Source organism: Nocardia sp. JMUB6875, from assembly GCF_041154655.1.
Classification (GTDB): Bacteria; Actinomycetota; Actinomycetes; order Mycobacteriales; family Mycobacteriaceae; genus Nocardia.
The window spans coordinates 1-15,816 of record NZ_BAAFGR010000171.1 but is presented as its reverse complement, the minus strand read 5'-3'; the positions used below and the strand labels follow the sequence as shown (position 1 = coordinate 15,816).

Genomic DNA, 15,816 nt, shown 5'->3' with positions numbered 1-15,816 from the left:
CATGTTGAGCACCCGCTACGAGGACGGCAGCGCGATCACCGCCACCGATCTGCGGGAACAATTGCGGACGCTGCTGGTGGCGGGGCACGAGACCACGGCGACGGCGCTGGTGTGGGCGCTGTACCGGCTGCATCGGGAACCGGCGGTGCTGGAGCGGCTGCTCGGCGAATTGTCCTCGGCCGGAACCGATCCCGACCCGGCCGAATTGATGAAGCTGCCGTACCTGGACGCCGTCTGCCAGGAGACGCTGCGGCTGCATCCGCCGGTGCCGATCGTATTGCGCAGGCTCACCGGCGATTTCACGCTGCGCGGGGCGCCGCTGGCGGCGGGGGACACCATGGGCATCTCGGTCCACCTGCTGCACACCGATCCGGCGGTGTGGCCCGAACCGCGCCGCTTCCGGCCGGAGCGGTTCCTCGAACGGCGCTACGGCCCCTTCGAGTTCGCGCCGTTCGGCGGCGGGCACCGGCGTTGTGTGGGCGCGGCGCTGGCCGACTATGAACTCCGTATTGTATTGGCTACTGTATTGACCAGCGTGCGATTGCGGCTCGCACCGCGCTTCGCGCACGGGCCCACGCCGCTGTCGGTGCCGCACACCATCACAGTCGGTCCGCGCACCGCGATCACCTTCGACGTTCAACCCTGAAGCGCCATCGGTGATTTCGATCACAGCGAGGTTTCGGGAAGCAATCGCTCCGAAACCGGCCGCAGCGGTGTCACTTTCGGGGAATCGCCGATGCCATCGGCACATACACACCGGGTGAGTAACCAACCCAAAGTCGTGTGACGTGGCACACACCAGCGAGTCGGTATGCATAACTGGCAGAAGCCAATTGGCTTGCCGGACGGATCACTGTAGTAATGGACGCGGGGTTGGGACCTACGCGGGTGAAGTGCGCCCGCAATCTGCGTGATGAACGAAGATCTGAGAGGACCACTGCTGTGCGCCATACCCGCTATCGGAGAACGGGACTGATCGCCCTCGCCGCCATCGCGGCGACCGGAGCAGTGGTGGCGGCGCCGGCCTCAGCGACCCCGCTATGGCCGGGCGGCCCGGATATCCCGGGTGTGCCCTCCGCCGTCATGCCGCAGCCCGAGCCGGGCTCGCTGCCCACCGATCCGAACGCCAAGGCGCCGATTCCGCCGGCCCCCTTCGCCGCCCCGAACATCAGCCCCGGCGACGGGGACGTGGTCGGCGTGGCCATGCCGGTCATCATCAACTTCAAGGATCCGGTGAGCGATCACGCCGCCGCCGAGAAGTCCATCCGCATCACCTCCACCAACAAGGTGAACGGCCACTTCTACTGGATGGGCGACAAGCAGGTGCGCTGGCGGCCGGAGGACTTCTGGCCGGCCGGGTCCAAGGTGACCGTGCAGGCAGGCGACACCAAGGTCGCCTACGAGATCGGCGACGAGTTCATCGCCACCGCCGACGACGCCACCCACCAGATCACCATCACCCGCAACGGTGAGGTCGTGAAGACCATGCCCACCTCGATGGGCAAGAAGGGGCACGAGACCCCGAACGGGACCTACATCGTCAGCGAGAAGAACCGCAAGATGATCATGGACTCGTCCACCTACGGCGTCCCGATAACCGACCCGCAGGGCTACAAGCTCGAGGTCGAGTACGCCACCCGCATGTCCAACAGCGGCATCTTCGTGCACGCCGCCCCGTGGAGCGTTGCGCAGCAGGGCGTCTCGGATACCTCGCACGGCTGCCTGAACGTCTCCACCGAGGACGCCAAGTGGTTCCAGGAGAACGTGAAGAAGGGCGATCCGGTCATCGTCAAGAACTCGATCGGCACCCTGAGCACCGGTGACGGCTGGGGCGATTGGAACTGATCTCGCGCTGATTCGCGCCGATCTTGGAGGGTCCCGCTCATTCGAGCGGGACCCTCTTTCTATCTGTTGGCCATCCGTTCAGATGATTTCGGTCACGAAATTAGTTGGGCAATCGTACGATTCGGCGCATGTCCGCGCCGCCCGAAGGTGTGACCGGTGAACAGGCGGTGGCGCGTGCCGACCGACAGTTAATCGGCCCTGCATCCGCCATTAACCAGACATTTGCCCTTAGGCGCAAGGCTGCGCGGGTGCGAAGTTGGCCCGAACGAGTACTTCCGACGCCCCCGGGGCGCGGATGGCGAAGCAGACCCTGGCAGGACTATGCGCTCTTCGTCATTCTGGTGGCGCCGAACCTGATTCTGCTGGGCGTCTTCGTCTATCGGCCGCTCGCCGACAACATTCGCCTGTCGTTCACGGACTGGAACATCTCCGCGACCAGCCTGAACTACATCGGATTCGACAACTACACCGAGTGGTTCCAGCGCAACGACACCTGGCAGATCGTCGGCAATACCGTGGTCTTCACCGTCGCCGCCGTGGTGGGCAGCATGGTGCTGGGCCTGGCGCTGGCCATGCTGCTGGACCGCAAGCTGTTCGGCCGCAATGTGGTTCGCTCGGCGATCTTCGCGCCCTATGTCATCTCCGGCGCGGCCATCGGCGTGGGCTTCCAGTTCATCTTCGATCCCGGCTTCGGCCTGATCCCGGATATCCTGCAGCGCTTGGGCATCCACTCGCCCGACTTCGCGCAGGAACCGCACTGGGCGCTGTTCATGATCACGGTCACCTACATCTGGAAGAACCTCGGCTACAGCTTCGTCATCTATCTGGCGGCGCTGCAGGGGGTTCGGACCGATCTCATGGAGGCGGCCGAGATCGACGGCGCGAGCCGCTGGACCACCTTCACCCGGGTGCTGCTGCCGCAGCTGCGGCCGACCACCTACTTCCTGTCGATCACGGTGCTGCTCAACTCGCTGCAGGTCTTCGACCTCATCAATGTGATGACCCGCGGCGGGCCCATCGGCACCGGCACCACCACCATGATCTACCAGGTCTATCGCGAGTCCTGGGTCAACCAGCGCGCCGGCTACGGAGCCGCGGTCGCCACCATCATGTTCCTGGTGCTGCTGCTGGTGACCGTCGTACAGGTGCGCATGATGGACCGAGGGGACGAGAAGTGAACCGGCTCAATCTGAATCGGGAGCTGTGGGCGAAGCTCTTCGGCTACGCGGCCATGCTGTGCGTGCTGATCATCGTCGGCGTCCCGCTGTACTACATCCTGACCCGCTCGTTCATGGCGCACGCGGAGGTCTATTCGCAGCCGGTCAGCTACTGGCCCAAGCACTGGCTGGGGTCGAACTACCACGACGCCACCACGGTGCTGCCGTTCTGGCAGTTCCTGCGGAACTCGATCATCGTGACCGCCGTCGTGTCCACGGTGAAGTTCGTGCTGGGCGTGCTCAGCGCCTACGGGCTGGTCTTCCTTCGCTTCCCGTACAAGAACGTGCTGTTCCTGACGATCATCGCGGCGCTCATGGTGCCCAACCAGATCACCATCATCTCCAACTACGCGCTCATGGCCCAGGCCGGACTGCGAAACACCTTCGCGGGCATCATTCTTCCGCTCTGCGGCGTCGCCTTCGGCACCTTCCTCATGCGCAATCACTTCCTGTCGCTGCCCAGCGAGGTGATCGAGGCGGCGCGCATGGACGGCGCGGGCTGGTGGCGGCTGCTGACCCGGGTGGTGCTGCCCATGTCCGGGCCGACCATGGTGGCGTTCGCGGTGGTCACGCTGGTGAACGAGTGGAACGAATACCTGTGGCCGTTCCTGATGGCCGACGACGCGCGGGTGGCCACGCTGCCGGTAGGCCTCACCCTCCTGCAGAACACCGAGAACCCCAGCGTCACCAACTGGGGTCCGGTCATGGCCGGGGTCATCCTGACCATGCTCCCCATTCTCATCGTCTTCCTGGTGCTCCAGCGGCAGATGATCAAGGGCCTCACCTCCGGTGCGGTCAAGGGCTGAAGTCCCGAAAGTTAAGTTCCAGAAGGAGATTGACGTGTCCGAATCACGCGCCTTTAATGGGCACCGTCCCGCGCTGTCGCGCCGCGGGTTTCTCGGCCTCGCCGGTGCGGCCGCGGGCGCGGCGGCGCTGACCGCGTGCGCCGGTTCCGGTGGCGGCGGCACCCAGGGTGGTGACTCGAAGACCATCACCTTCTGGTCCAACCACCCGGGCACCTCGAAGGACCAGGAAACCGAGCTGATCAACCGGTTCCAGGCCAAGTACCCCGACCTGAAGGTCAATCTCGTCGACGCGGGCAAGAACTACGAAGAGGTCGCGACCAAGTTCAACGCCGCCCTGTCCGGCGGCGAACTGCCCGACGTGGTGATCCTGTCCGACGTGTGGTGGTTCAACTACGCGCTCAACGGCACCATCGAACCGCTGGACAGCCACTTCTCCGCGGCCGGGGTGAACGTGTCCGACTACGTGGACACCTTCGTCGGCGACTACAAGTTCAACGGCAAGACCTGGGCGCTGCCGTACTCGCGCTCGACCCAGATCTTCTACTACAACAAGGATCTGTGGTCCAAGGCCGGACTGCCCGACCGCACCCCGAACAGCTGGGACGAGTTCGACGAGTGGGGCCCGAAGATCCAGAGCGTGATGGGCGGCGGCGAGAAGTGGGCGCACGGCTGGGGTGACGCCAAGAACTATCTGGCCTGGACCTTCCAGGGTCCGTGCTGGACCTTCGGCGGCGCGTACTCCGACGAGTGGAAGCTGAAGTTCAACGACCCGGCCACCATCAAGGCCGGAAACTACCTGCGCGACTCCATCAACAACAAGAAGTACGCCGCCATCCGGCCCACCTACGCGGTCGACTTCGGCAACGGCATCATCGGCTCGGCCATCGGCTCCACCGGCGACCTCAAGAGCATCAAGACCAATGCCGCGGGCAAGGTCGAGTTCGGCACCGGCTTCCTGCCGCACCCGAACGGCGCGGGCGCCACCACCGGCGGTGCGGGCCTGGCGATTCCGGCGCGGATCGGCGACGCCCGCAAGGAGAACGCGCTCAAGTTCATCGACTTCATCACCAATGCGGCCAATACCGCGTACTTCTCGCAGGCGACCGGGTACATGCCGGTGCGCAAGTCGGCGGTGAACGATCCCAGCGAGCAGGACTTCCTGGCCAAGAACCCGAACTCCAAGACCGCGATCGACCAACTGGCGCTGACCAAGCCGCAGAACTACGCGCGCGTGTTCGTGCCCGGCGCCGACCAGATCATCGGCACCGGATTGGAGAAGATCGGCCTGCAGAACGCCGATACGGCAGCCACTTTCGCCGATATCACCAACCAGCTGCAGACCATCATCGACCGGCAGATCACGCCCAAACTGCCCAAGTAAGACCGGGCTGCCCAAGTAAGAGCGGATAGAGGAGACACGCCAGCATGGCGACTGTGCAGTTCGAGGGAGTTTCCCTCACCTATCCGGGTGCGCCCGGCCCGGCGGTCGAGGACCTGAACCTGGACATCGCCGACGGCGAATTCCTGGTGCTGGTCGGGCCTTCCGGCTGCGGCAAGTCCACCAGTCTGCGCATGCTGGCGGGTCTCGAGGCGGTGACGGCCGGGAGCATCCGCATCGGCGGACTCGATGTGACCGGCCTGCCGCCGCGCTCGCGCGATGTGGCCATGGTGTTCCAGAGCTACGCGCTCTACCCGAACATGACCGTGGCCGAGAACATGGGCTTCGCGCTGCGCAATGCCGGAATGAACAAGGCCGACACCATGGTTCGCGTCAAGGAGGCGGCGGCCATGCTGGAGCTCGAGGACCTGCTCGACCGCAAGCCCGCGCGCCTGTCCGGCGGTCAGCGCCAGCGCGTGGCCATGGGCCGGGCCATCGTGCGCCGGCCGCAGGTGTTCTGCATGGACGAGCCGCTGTCGAATCTCGATGCCAAACTGCGGGTTTCGACCCGCTCGCAGATCGCGGCGCTGCAGAAGCGGCTCGGCACCACCACCGTCTACGTCACCCACGACCAGGTCGAGGCCATGACCATGGGTCACCGGGTGGCGGTCATGAAGGACGGCAAGCTGCAGCAGATCGCCGCTCCCCGTGACCTTTACGCCGATCCGGTCAATACCTTCGTGGCCGGGTTCATCGGCTCGCCGGGCATGAATCTGCTGACGGCTCCGGTGCGCGAGGGCGTGGCCGTGCTCAACGATCTGCGAATCCCGGTGCCGCACAAGATCGATGGCAAGAACGTGGTGGTCGGCATCCGCCCGGAATCCTGGGAGGTCACCGCCGACCCGGCCAATGCGCTGCCCGTCGAGGTGGAGCTGCTCGAGGAGCTCGGCGCGGAATCGTTCCTCTACTCCCACGGCATCGCCGACGAATGGTCCAGCCGCTCCGGCCGGGTCGTCGCCCGCGTCGACCGTCGCTTCCGGGTAGCGCTCGGCGACCGCCTTTACCTGACGCCCAAACAGGATGAGCTCTTCTTCTTCGACGCGGAAACCGAAGAGCGCCTCCGCTAGTCGCACTCGAGACCGGCCGGGGCCCGGCCGGTCTCCGCGACGGTAGGCGACCTACCAGATCTTCACGCGCTCGGCGGGATCCAGGTAGAGCTCGTCACCGGGCTTCACGTCGAACGCCTCGTGGAAGCTGTCCAGATTGCGAACCACCCCATTGCAACGGAACTCCGGCGGCGAGTGCGGGTCGACGGCCAGGCGGCGGATCGCCTCCTCGGTGCGGGCCTTGGTGCGCCACACCTGGGCCCAGCCGAAGAAGACGCGCTGCAGTCCGGTGAGATCGTCGAGGACCGGGGAATCCTTGCCCTCCATGGCGATCTTGTAGGCCTCCAAGGCGATCGAGAGGCCGCCCAGGTCGCCGATGTTCTCGCCGATGGTGAACTCGCCGTTGACTTTGTGGTCGTCGGCCAGGTCCTTGGGGGAGAACTGGTTGTACTGGTCGATCAAAGCCTTGGTGCGCTTGCCGAATTCGGTGCGGTCCGACTCGGTCCACCAGTCGACCATATTGCCGTCGCCGTCGTACTTGGAGCCCTGATCGTCGAAGCCGTGGCCGATCTCGTGGCCGATGACCGCGCCGATGCCGCCGTAGTTGGCGGCGTCGTCGGCGTTCATGTCGAAGAACGGGGGCTGCAGAATGGCCGCGGGGAAGACGATCTCGTTCATGCCCGGGTTGTAGTAGGCGTTCACGGTCTGCGGGGTCATGAACCATTCGCCGCGATCGACCGGGCCGCCCAACTTGTTCAGGTCACGATCGTGTTCGGCGGCATAGCCGCTGCGGTAGTTGCCCACCACGTCGGCCGGATCGATGGTGACGGCGGAGTAGTCGCGCCACTCGTCCGGGTAGCCGATCTTGGGGGTGAACTTCTCCAGTTTGGCCAGCGCGGCCTGCCGGGTGTCCGGGCCCATCCACTCCAGCCGGGAGATATTGCGGCGGTACGCCTCCTGCAGGTTCTCCACCAGCTCGACCATGCGGGCCTTGGCCTCCGGCGGGAAGTGCCGGGCCACATACAGCTTGCCGACGGCCTCGCCCAGCAGGTCCTGCACCAGGGAGACGCCGCGCTTCCAGCGCTCGCGGTTCTCCTGGGCGCCGGTCAGGGTGCGGCCGTAGAAGTCGAAGTTGGCCTCGACCAGATCGGCGGTCAGGAACGGCGCGCGGGCCTTCACCACCCGCCAGGCGGTCCACGCCTTCCAGTCGTCCAGGGATTCCGAAGCCCAGGTCTGCGCGAAGGTGCGCACGTAATCCGGCTGGCGCACCACCAGTTCCGCGAACAGCTCGGCGCCGGAGCGGTCCAGGCCCGCGGCCAGCGCGGAAGTCCAGTCGGTCCAGTCGAATTCCGGGTGCTCGGCCACCAGGGCGTCGAAAGTGGTGAGATTGTAGCTCAATTCGGCGTCGCGGCGGCGCACCACGTCCCAGTGGCCCGCGGCCAGCTTCGCCTCCAGGTCGAAGACCTTCTGCGCGTCGTAATCCAGGCCCGCCAGCTCGAACATGCGGCGGATGTGGGCGACGTACTTCTCGCGGATCTCCGCGTATTCGTCCTTGTGGTAGTACGACTCGTCGGGCAGGCCGATGCCGGACTGGGTGGCGTGCACCAGGTAGCGGGTGGAGTTCTTGTCGTCGGTGTCGACGTAGAAGGCCAGCGCGCCGCCCACACCGGTGCGCTGCAGGCTGCCGATGAGCGCGGCCAGGCCGGCCCGGTCGGCCACGGCGGCCACCGCGGCCAGCTCCTCGGCGATCGGGGTCAGGCCCGCGGCCTCGATGGCCTCGGCGTCCATGAAGCTGTTGTAGAGGTCGCCGATCTTGCGCTCATCGCTGCCCGGGGCGGCGCCGGACGCCGAGGCGTCCTGGATGATCTTCTGCACGTCCAGTTCCGCCTGGTCGTAGAGCGTGCGGAAGGCACCGTCGACCGCCCGATCCGCCGGTATCTCGTACGTGTCCAGCCACTTGCCGTTGACGTGCGCGAACAGGTCGTCCTGCACCCGCACGTCCGCGTCACGGAAGGACAGGTCGATACCGGAGGGAGGCGTCAGCTGCGAAGTCACGATCCCCAGTATGCCCACTCCGGAGGCACACGGCCGGGCTGTGTGAACTTCGCACCCATTGCGTTCACGATCAGTGAACGCAATGGCTCACGGGCTCAGGCTTCGACGGGGACTCGGTCGAATTCGCCGTCCCGGACCCCGGCGACGAAGGCGCGCCATTCGCCCGGGGTGTAGCTCAGGGTGATTTCTCCGTGTCGGAGGGAGGTGTGGCCGTCCGCACCGGTCTCCGCGATGAGCGCGGTGCGTGGGATATGGCGGCCCTGCACGGCGGCCAGGAATGTCGTCCATTCGGCCGCGGTGACGGTGATGATGGGCTCGTCGTCAAGGCGATGTTCCGGATTGCGCCGGTACTTGCTGTCGCGGATGAGCACCGCATCACCGTCGAATCGAACCTCCACGCACTGATTTCCGTTATTGGTACGAGACGACGTGAACCAGCCGGTGGATTCCGGCTGATACTTCGCGGTGGTTTGCATGGGCAGCATTTTACCGTTACGCATGCGTCTCCTGCCCTTGCGAATAGCGTTTGATCATCTCCAAAGATTCTGCGCGACCGAGAGATTGGTCGAGTGCGCGCACAAATGCGAACCGCAGATCGCGAATCTGCTCCGGATCTTCCACCGCCCCACCGAAAACCGCGCTCTCCACCCAGGTGAAGGTGGGCAAATTCTCGGAAGAGAAATCCAGCAGATGAAAACTCGAGCCGCCGAGCAGCGCGCCGCGGGTCGCGGTGAACGGAATCACCCGTACCGAAATGGAATCCAGTTCGTCCAGCAGCATTGCCAGGTGTTCGAGTTGCCCGCGCAATACTTTCGGGCCGCCGATCTGTTGCAGGAGGGTGGCCTCGCCGATCACCGCGGTGAGCTCCACCCGATCGGCACCGCGCAACCGCTCCTGCCTCCGCAACCGCACGGCCACAAGCTGTTCCACCTGTACCGGACGGATCATGACGTCGGCGCTGATGAGCGCCCGCGCGTATTCCTCGGTCTGCAACAGGCCGGGCACCACCAGGCTGTCGTAGCTGCGGATGCTCTCCGCGCCCAGCTCCATGCCGTAATACCGTTGCAGCTCAGGGCCGATCAGCGCCGAGGACTTGGCCCACCAGCCGCGCTCCTTGCTCAGTACCAGGAGTTCGAGCAGCTCCTCGCGCTCCTCGCCCTCCACCTCGAGCAGCTCCAGCACCGGGCCGATGGTGGTGGCGGTGAGCACGCGCCGGCCCTTCTCCACATGCGACCAGTTGGCCGGGGTGAAGCCGACACGCTTGGCGAAGGTCGCCGAGTCGAAGCCGCGCTGCTCGCGTAATTCGCGCAGCCGCAAGACCAGCTCCCACCGGGCGACGGTGGGGGAGACGGGTGCCATGGGGACGGATGCTACGCCCCGCAACTCGCGGGCGTGTGACTATTGTCATACCGATTGCTCGGGCTTAGGGTCGGTAGCAGGAGGTTCGCCATGAGCGCGCTGGACCCGTCCTCATATACCGACACCCAGGAAGCACTGGCCCGGTGCCGACGCTACCGCAAGGACCACGGCCTCTACGGCGTGGTGGACTCGACCATGGGCCGAATCATGTTGGAGGTCGGGGCCGTCGGGGCCGTCACCATGCCCACCGACCTGGGACGGCGCGTCCGCGACCACCTGCTCGCCCAGGGCCGCTGCGGGCCCGTCATCGCCCACCCGCGCTCGGGGCGATGGACGTTCCTGACCGGTCCGACCGACGACTCGTACCTCGACTCCGCCTTGTTCTCAGACCTTTTCAGGGATTGTGCCGCCGTGGCACTGCCCGGTAGCCACATCGTCCTGCCCTCGCCGTCGGACGAACACAGCGGCTACCGCGCGTGGATTCACCCGCCGGAAGGGGACTTTCGCCCCGAACTGGCCGAAGTGGTCGCGGCTACCCGCGAATGCCGCCCCGTCAGCGGGTAGGCGCAGGCGTCAAGGTGACGCTGAACTTGTCCTCCACGCGCCGGTTGAACTCGTCCTGGCACTGCTGGACCTTGGACTGATCGTTGCCCGCCTTCTGGAGACAGTCGATCAGGTCCGTGCCGCCGGTGTCCTTGAAGACGATCCAGACGAACAGGCCGATGACGATGCCGCCGATCAGGGCGATGCCGCCCATGATCGCGCCCGCCAGCGCCATGCCGAATCCGCCGGCCGTCCCGCGCCGCGCCTTCACCAGGGCGATCACGCCCAGCACGATCGCGATCAGACCGCACAGCACGCCGATGACGGTCAGCAGGATCGTCCAGAAGGTGAGCAGGCCCAGGATGCCGAACACCAGGGCGGTGATCGCCATGCCCTTGCGCTGCGGCGATTCCTGCCAGTACTGCGGCCCACCGGGCGGCGGATAGTTGCCCGGGGGATAGGCGCCGGGCGGCGGTTGCTGACCGTAAGGACCAGGCTGGCCGTACTGCCCCGGTGGCGGGTACTGGTTCATGTGTCGATGCTATTGGCCGCCGAGCCGGGCGTGCATTTCCCACACCAGGATCTCCGCGGGCAGGTTCGCGGTGACGCGCTGACCGCCGCTGCGGGCCAGCCGCACCGCGTCACCCTCGTACAGGGTGCCGACGCCCTCCATCTCCACCTCGCCGCGCGCGATGAAGACGTGCAGGTAGGGAGCCTCCGGCAAACGCACCTCGGCGCCCTCGCCGGGCAGCCGGGCCACATGCATGGCCGAGTGGCTGCTAGCGATCTCGATGGCCGTGCGGTCGCGGTAGCGGGGCAGCCCCGAGGCGACCGTGACCAGGCCGCCGCCGGCCAGCTCGTCGTCGACCTCCAGCTGCTGATAGCCCGGTGTCAGCCCGGAATCGTCCGGCACCACCCACATCTGAACGAAATGCACCGGCTCCTGATGTTCCGGCGCGGCGCTGATCCGCCAGGAATCGTTCTTCTCCGAATGCAGAATGCCGGTGCCCGCGCTCATTCGCTGGGCCAGGCCCGGATAGATGACGCCGTTGTGTCCCAGCGAATCCTGATGCACCAGGCTGCCGCTCAGTACCCAGGTGACGATTTCCATATCCCGATGCGGATGGGTCTCGAAACCCTCGCCGGGCAGGACGATGTCCTCATTGTTCACCAGCAACAGGCCGTGATGGGTGTTGTCGGGATCGTAGTGTTCTCCGAACGAGAACGAATGCTTCGAATCCAGCCACGCCACACGGGTTTTCATGCGGTCGCCGCCACGATGGATATCGATGTGTGGTGTCGTGAGGGTGGACACCGCCGTACTCCTCTCACCGGCGAGCACCGATCGGGTTCCAGGGTAGGGGCACAATCCATGCCTCGCGCTGAACTCCAGGTAAATAGTCTAGCGTGGGAGCACCGTCGCTCCGTCGGCTGCCGACCAGGCCATACGCCCCGGACGGCAGGCGCGGGCAAACGCCCGGCGACAGCAGCGACCCGACGCCCGGCGCACGCGGCGCCCGGTGGGCCCAGGTCGGCGACCGTATCATGATGTGCCGCAAGCGAAACGGGAGGGAGAGCAGGGGGATGCGACCCGAGGTACTCGCGGGCATCGAACGCGAGCTGCGGCAGCAGGCCCAGAGCGAGGGCATCGTCCACTTCGTGGTGGGCGTGGCCGTGTTCCGGGCCGGAAAGCTGCTGGTCGTGCGGCGTGTCGGGGGTTCGCACGAGGGCATGTGGGAGCTGCCCGGCGGCGGGGTGGAATCCGGGGAGTCCTTCGCCGAGTGCGTGGTTCGGGAACTGTTCGAGGAGACCGCGCTGCGGGTCGTGCGCATCACCGACGTGCTCGGCGGCTTCGACTACGCCACCCGCACCAAGTCGCGGGTGCGCAAATACAGCTTCGTGGTCGAGGCCGAGGACGGCGAGATCCGCCTCGATCCGAGCGAACACGACCGCTACCAGTGGATCGACGCCGACACCGTCGACAACCTACCCATGGCCGACGATATGCGCGCTGCCGTCTTCGCACTGGTCACCACGCACCCCGCCCGGTGACCACGCCCGCTCCCACCGGCCTGCGCGAACGGCTCGCCGCGGCCCGCACCGGATTGCGCGAGAACCCCGGCACCCTGCGGCTGACCGCGGTCCGGCTGGCCGGACAGTTCGGCGACGGCATGTTCCAGGCCGCGCTGTCGGGCGCGATCCTGTTCAATCCCGAACGCGAGACCGACCCGCTGGCCATCGCGGGCGGCTTCGCGGCGCTGCTGCTGCCGTACTCGATCATCGGGCCCTACGCGGGCGCGCTGCTCGACCGCTGGGACCGCCGCCGGGTGCTGCTGGTCGCCAACGGACTCCGGGCGGTGTGCATCCTGCTCACCGCGGCGGGCCTGGCGGCCGGGATCCGGGCCACCCCGCTGCTGCTGGGCGCACTGGCCGTGGTGGGGGTGAGCCGGTTCGTGGGGGCGGGCGTGTCCGCGTCGCTGCCCCGGGTGCTGTCCCAGCGCTGGCTGGTGCCGATGAACTCGGTGCTGGCCACCGTGGCCTCGGGCTGCGCGATTCTGGGCGCGGGCCTGGCCTTCGCGATCATCGGACTGATCGGCGCGGGCGATGCCGCCTCGGCGGTGGCCGCGGCCGTCAGCGCCATCGGATCGGTGGTGGGCGGGCTGGCCGTGGCCGGTTTCCGGCCGGGTGTCCTGGGGCCCGAGCGCACCCCGGGCGCCGGGGACGACGGCGGACCGGGCGAGCGCACCACCGTGCGGGCCATCGCCGCGGGCCTGCGGGAGGGCGCGACCGCGGCCTGGCGCTCCCGGGAGGTGACCACGACCTTCGCCGGAATCGGCGCGCACCGCATCGTCTTCGGCGCGGACACGCTGCTCATGGTGCTGGTGCTGCGCCGCGGCGACGAGGCGGCGGTGGGGGCGCACCTGGCGAAGTTCAGCGCGGCCATCACCGCGACCGGGGCCGGCATGCTGACCGCGGCCGTGGTCGCCCCGCTGCTGATCCCGCGGCTGGGCCGGCCGCGCACGGTGGTGACCTGCCTGGTGACCGCCATCGCGGTGCAGCTGATCCTGGTCACGCCCATCACCGTCGCCACCGGGGACGCCGAACGCTGGGCCGAAATACTGCTGCTGGCGGCGGCCTTCCTGCTCGGGCTGGCGGGGCAGGTGATCAAACTGACCGGCGACGCGGCCATGCAGATCGATATCGACGACGCCCATCGCGGACAGGTATTCGCCCTGCAGGACACCGTTTTCAACATCACCTTCGTGCTGGCGCTGGCGGGCACGGCACTGCTGATTCCCGCCGACGGGCGCTCACCGGCGGTGGTGATGGCGGCGGCGGCCGTCTACGCGGGCGGAATCCTGGCCATCGCGGCCAACTCCCGGCGTCGAGCGGACCGGTAACCCAGCCGATAAGGTGCCCCCGTGGGATTTACCGGGCACCGCATGGGTTTTCGCCGTCGACGCTCCTTTCGCCCCGCCGAAATCCCAGCGCTGCTGATCCTTTCGAGTGTGGTGACCCTGGGAGCCGTCACGGTGCCGAGTGCTCCCGCCTCGGCCGCGCCGACCCATCCGTGGGCGCCCGCGCCGGTGAACAGCTGTGGTGAAACGGGATTCGATCCGCTGGCCCGGCAGTCGAATCCGGCTTCGCCACCGCCGCAGGCGGATACGACCATCAAGATCCCGATCCCGGTGCCGCAGATTGTGACGGTCCCGGTGCCCGGGCCGAAACCCGATGACACCCGGGTCGATTCGGTCGCGCTGCCGTCCGACCCGTGTGCCAGCCCGTGCCCGGATGTCCGCGACACCGCCGCGCCGACGCCCGCGAACCAGCCCGGCGGCGGGAGTGTCTCGCTGCCGCGGATCGAGATCGCGCCCGAGCCCGAACCCATTCCGATTCCGGTCCCGGGCGGGGAACCGCCGGAACCGCAGGCGGCGCCGACCCCGGATCCCCAGCCCGCCGCGCCCGCACCCGTCGCCGCGTCGGTAGCCCCGCGCCAGGTGGACGCCGTCGAGCTGGTCAATCAGGTGACCGGGCACGGGTCGGTGAACCGGACCGATACCCGCTGGTCGGTCGACGGCACCGACCTCGGACTGCTGTGGGAGACCAAGCCCGGACAGGTCGCGGTGGTGTTCGGCGACACCTTCGGCAAGGGCTGGCAGGCCGGGGGAGCCGGTACCGATCAACAGGATTGGCGCAGCAACACCATCGCCTACAGCAGCAATCGCGATCTGTCCCGAGGCTTGATCCTCGACGACTTCGTGCAGAACAGCCGCTGCCACGCCGCGGAGATCCTGGACTCGCGCAAGGTCAAGAACTTCGAGACCACCACCATCCCGACCTCCGGATTCGCGATCGGTGCCCGGCAGTATCTGACCTATATGTCGGTCAATCACTGGAGCCGCATTCCCGGCCTGTGGTGGACGAATCTCGGCGGCATCGCGTGGTCCGACGACAACGGCCGCACCTGGACCAAATCGCAGTGGGCGCGCTGGGACAACCTGTTCGGGGTGGGGCGCTTCCAGGTCGCGACCATGGTTCCGCACGGCGACTACGTGTACATGTTCGGCACCCCCAACGGCCGGCTCGGCGTCATCGGGCTGGCCCGGGTGCCCGCCGCGCAGGTGCTGAACAAGTCGGCCTACCAGTACTGGATCGACGGCGGCTGGGTTCCGGCCGAGGGCGCGAACGAATTGCTCGCCACGCCACTGGTGTCCGGCACGGCCAGTGAACTGTCGGTGCGCTACGACGCGGACTCCGGGCAGTGGCAGATGGTGTACCTGGACGTCACGCGCGGGCAGATCGTGCTGCGCACCGCCGCCGAACCGCAGGGGACCTGGACCGAACCGGTGCCGCTGCTCGGCACCGACGACTATCCCACCGCGTACGGCGGGTTCATCCACCCGTGGTCCACCGGGAAGGACCTGTACTTCACCATCTCCGCCTGGAACAGCTACAACGTCTATCTCATGCACGCGACCCTGAAATAGCCGCTCCGGACGTATCGGCTCGGTCACACCCCGCCGCCGACACGCCAAGATCGCTACCGGGATGCTGCCGTGCCGGTTACCGTGGCAGGGATGCGTACGGCACGCTCCAGACCGACTGCCGCCCTGGCACTCTCGGGCGCGGCCGTCTTGGCGGTCATGCTGCTGCCCGGCGCGCCCACCACCGCCGGACCGCTGGCCCCGTGGCAGCCGCCGCAGATGAACGACTGCGGTGAAACGAGATTCGATCCGCTGGCCCGCGAGCCGGATCCGAATGCGCCGCCGCCACCTCCGCCGCCCGCGCCGGACAATACGATTCACATCCAGATCCCGGTCCCGCAGTTCACGCCGGTCGAGATCCCGGGTCCGCGACAGGACAACACCCGGATCGATCCCGCGCCGCTGCCCGCGGACCCGTGCGCCAATCCGTGCCCGGATATCCGCAACGATCAGAGCCCCAAGCCGGAAATCGCTGCGCCCGAGAATGATCGGACCGACCCGCCCGCCGATCCACCGGAATCG

Annotated in this window: 15 protein-coding genes and 1 pseudogene; 11 read left to right on the top strand and 5 right to left on the bottom strand. The window is 67.1% G+C overall.

Translation table 11 applies throughout. From position 1 onward, the window contains the following. The 6 genes from ACAM49_RS32350 to ACAM49_RS32325 form a co-directional block, all read left to right on the top strand. On the top strand, positions 1 to 646 hold a 646-nt coding region (locus ACAM49_RS32350), incomplete at its 5' end, for a cytochrome P450 (RefSeq protein WP_369639348.1). A 296-nt stretch (positions 647 to 942) separates the two neighbouring features. Next, entirely contained in the window at positions 943 to 1,845 is a 903-nt protein-coding gene (locus ACAM49_RS32345; protein WP_369639347.1) for an Ig-like domain-containing protein, read from the top strand. Positions 1,846 to 2,093: 248 nt separating this feature from the next. Continuing rightward, positions 2,094 to 3,023 carry a carbohydrate ABC transporter permease gene (locus tag ACAM49_RS32340; RefSeq protein ID WP_369639346.1) on the top strand — a complete coding sequence of 310 codons (930 nt, stop codon included), beginning with the start codon at positions 2,094 to 2,096 and terminating at the stop codon, positions 3,021 to 3,023. Positions 3,024 to 3,076: 53 nt separating this feature from the next. Continuing rightward, positions 3,077 to 3,868: a carbohydrate ABC transporter permease gene (locus ACAM49_RS32335; protein ID WP_369639351.1), complete on the top strand. Its 792-nt coding sequence runs from the start codon at positions 3,077 to 3,079 to the stop codon at positions 3,866 to 3,868. A 73-nt stretch (positions 3,869 to 3,941) separates the two neighbouring features. After that, the gene (locus tag ACAM49_RS32330) at positions 3,942 to 5,249 is read left to right on the top strand and encodes an ABC transporter substrate-binding protein (RefSeq protein ID WP_369639350.1); all 1,308 of its coding nucleotides are present in this window, start codon (positions 3,942 to 3,944) and stop codon (positions 5,247 to 5,249) included. Positions 5,250 to 5,293: 44 nt separating this feature from the next. Next, a complete protein-coding gene (locus ACAM49_RS32325; RefSeq protein WP_369639345.1) occupies positions 5,294 to 6,373 on the top strand; it encodes an ABC transporter ATP-binding protein in 1,080 nt (359 codons plus the stop codon). Positions 6,374 to 6,424: 51 nt separating this feature from the next. Here the strand turns inward: ACAM49_RS32325 and ACAM49_RS32320 are convergent, their stop codons facing one another. From ACAM49_RS32320 to ACAM49_RS32310, 3 genes are all read right to left on the bottom strand, one after another. Continuing rightward, a complete protein-coding gene (locus ACAM49_RS32320) occupies positions 6,425 to 8,407 on the bottom strand; it encodes a M13 family metallopeptidase (RefSeq protein ID WP_369639344.1) in 1,983 nt (660 codons plus the stop codon). Between the two features lie 95 nt (positions 8,408 to 8,502). Continuing rightward, complete coding sequence (locus tag ACAM49_RS32315; RefSeq protein ID WP_369639343.1) at positions 8,503 to 8,883, bottom strand: DUF397 domain-containing protein; 381 nt, start codon at positions 8,881 to 8,883, stop codon at positions 8,503 to 8,505. A gap of 16 nt (positions 8,884 to 8,899) precedes the next feature. Beyond that, positions 8,900 to 9,766, bottom strand: coding sequence for a Scr1 family TA system antitoxin-like transcriptional regulator (locus ACAM49_RS32310; RefSeq protein ID WP_369639342.1), 867 nt, complete (start codon positions 9,764 to 9,766; stop codon positions 8,900 to 8,902). A gap of 90 nt (positions 9,767 to 9,856) precedes the next feature. Between ACAM49_RS32310 and ACAM49_RS32305 the strand changes: the two genes are divergently transcribed. After that, entirely contained in the window at positions 9,857 to 10,330 is a 474-nt protein-coding gene (locus ACAM49_RS32305; protein WP_369639341.1) for a hypothetical protein, read from the top strand. Here ACAM49_RS32305 and ACAM49_RS32300 read toward each other — a convergent pair. Then, positions 10,320 to 10,841, bottom strand: coding sequence for a DUF4190 domain-containing protein (locus tag ACAM49_RS32300; protein WP_369639340.1), 522 nt, complete (start codon positions 10,839 to 10,841; stop codon positions 10,320 to 10,322). The two genes, ACAM49_RS32305 and ACAM49_RS32300, sit on opposite strands and share 11 nt — an antisense overlap. Before the next feature lie 9 nt (positions 10,842 to 10,850). Next, entirely contained in the window at positions 10,851 to 11,624 is a 774-nt protein-coding gene (locus ACAM49_RS32295; RefSeq protein ID WP_369639339.1) for a pirin family protein, read from the bottom strand. Between the two features lie 269 nt (positions 11,625 to 11,893). Here ACAM49_RS32295 and ACAM49_RS32290 point away from each other — a divergent pair, with 269 nt between their 5' ends. The 4 genes and pseudogenes from ACAM49_RS32290 to ACAM49_RS32275 all read left to right on the top strand — a co-directional run. Further along, positions 11,894 to 12,361: an NUDIX hydrolase gene (locus ACAM49_RS32290; protein ID WP_369639338.1), complete on the top strand. Its 468-nt coding sequence runs from the start codon at positions 11,894 to 11,896 to the stop codon at positions 12,359 to 12,361. Further along, positions 12,358 to 13,710, top strand: coding sequence for an MFS transporter (locus ACAM49_RS32285; RefSeq protein WP_369639337.1), 1,353 nt, complete (start codon positions 12,358 to 12,360; stop codon positions 13,708 to 13,710). Before ACAM49_RS32290 ends, ACAM49_RS32285 begins: the two co-directional genes overlap by 4 nt. Before the next feature lie 42 nt (positions 13,711 to 13,752). After that, complete coding sequence (locus tag ACAM49_RS32280; RefSeq protein WP_369639349.1) at positions 13,753 to 15,297, top strand: DUF4185 domain-containing protein; 1,545 nt, start codon at positions 13,753 to 13,755, stop codon at positions 15,295 to 15,297. Between the two features lie 90 nt (positions 15,298 to 15,387). Beyond that, positions 15,388 to 15,816 (top strand): annotated as a pseudogene (locus ACAM49_RS32275) (hypothetical protein); the annotation flags it as partial.